This is a genomic window from Kitasatospora sp. NPDC057512 (genome assembly GCF_042802135.1).
Lineage (GTDB): Bacteria > Actinomycetota > Actinomycetes > Streptomycetales > Streptomycetaceae > Kitasatospora.
Genome location: NZ_JBHVET010001145.1, coordinates 1 through 1,726, shown reverse-complemented (window position 1 = coordinate 1,726; position 1,726 = coordinate 1). Strand labels below are relative to the sequence as shown.

1 protein-coding gene is annotated in these 1,726 nt (G+C 76.0%); it reads right to left on the bottom strand.

Annotated features, from left to right (window positions below):
• Window positions 1-54 precede the first annotated feature (54 nt).
• On the bottom strand, window positions 55-1,726 hold a 1,672-nt coding region (locus tag ACFU6K_RS38420; protein WP_380671222.1), incomplete at its 5' end, for a MinD/ParA family protein.

The following is a 1,726-nucleotide window of genomic DNA, read 5'->3' as shown; positions in this document are numbered from 1 at the left end:
ACCTCCGGACGGGGGCCCACCGCCACCTGGTCGGGGGGCCCCCTTCCGTCGCCGTCACTGCTGGGGCGGGGCCGGCGGGTAGCCGTAGCCCGGCCCCGGCTGCTGCGGCCAGGGGGCTCCGGGGGCGGGCTGCTGCGGGTAGCCGTACCCGGGCGGGGGCGGCGGGGCCTGGCCGGGCTGCGGGGCCCACGGCGCCCCGGGGGCGGGTTGGCCGGCCTGCTGCGGGTACGGCTGGGGCTGCTGCTGCGGGTCGGCGTACGGCTGCGGGCCGCCCGACTGCGGGTAGCCGGCCTGGGCCTGCTGCTGCCAGCCGGCCTGCTGGGCGGCGGCGGCCTGGTGGGCCCGGATGACGTCCTCGCCGACCAGGGTGGCCAGCTCGAAGTAGGCCTCCCGGACCTTGGGCCGCATCATGTCGAGGTTGACCTCGGCGCCGGCCGCCAGGCTCTCGTCGAAGGGCACCACGATCACGCCGCGGCAGCGGGTCTGGAAGTGCGCGACGATGTCCTCGACCTTGATCATCTTGCTGGTCTCGCGCACCCCGGAGACCACCGTGATGCTGCGCTGGACCAGGTCCGCGTAGCCGTGCGCGGAGAGCCAGTCCAGGGTGGTCGAGGCACTGGAGGCGCCGTCCACGCTGGGGGTGGAGACGATGATCAGCTGGTCGGCCAGGTCCAGCACCCCGCGCATCGCGCTGTACAGCAGGCCGGTGCCGGAGTCGGTCAGGATGATCGGGTACTGGCGGCCCAGCACGTCGATCACCTGCCGGTAGTCCGAGTCGTTGAAGGTGGTCGAGACCGCCGGGTCGACGTCGTTCGCCAGGATCTCCAGGCCCGAGTTAAGGTCCTGCGAGGTGAACTGACGGATGTCCATGTAGCTGCGCAGGTGCGGGATGGCCGTCACCAGGTCGCGGATGGTCGCGCCGGTCTGGCGCTTCACCCGGCGGCCCAGGGTGCCGGCGTCCGGGTTGGCGTCGATCGCGATCACCTTGTCCTGGCGCTCGCTGGCCAGGGTCGCGCCGAGCGCGGTGGTGGTCGTGGTCTTGCCGACGCCGCCCTTGAGGCTGATCACGGCGATCCGGTAGCAGCTCAGCACCGGGGTGCGGATGATCTCCAGCTTGCGGGCCTTCTCGGCCGCCGCCGCCTTTCCGCCGAACTGGAAGCGCGGCTGCTGGCGCTGCTGCTTGGGCTGGCTGCGCAGCAGCCGGTCCGAGGACAGCTCGACGGCGGCGGTGTAGCCGAGCGGCGCGCCGTGCGCGGTCTGCTGCGGGGCGGCGGCCTGCTGGAACGCGCTGGGCTGGGGGGCCGGCTGCTGCTGCCACGGCTGGCCGGGCAGCGGCTGCCCCGGCAGCGGCGGGCCGGGCTGGGCCTGCGGGCCGGGCTGCGGCGGGACCGGCTGCTGGTACGCGGCGGGCTGCGGCCAGCCGCCCTGGCGCGGGTCCACCGGGCCGGGCTGCTGCGGGGCGGCGGCGTGCTGGGGCGGCAGCGGCTGCTGGGCCTGCTGGGCCTGCTGGGCCGCCCACGCGGCCTGCGGGTCCCAGGAGGCCGACGGGCCCTGCGGGTCCTGGGGGTGCTGCGGCGGGGCCTGCTGGACCGGCGGCTGCGCGAAGTTCTGCGGCTGCGCGGGTGCGACGGGAGCGGGAGCGGGAGCGGGCGCCGGGTACGGCTGCGGCACGGGCTGCTGCGCCGCGGCATCCGGTGTCGGCCAGGCCGGGGCACCAGCCTGCGGC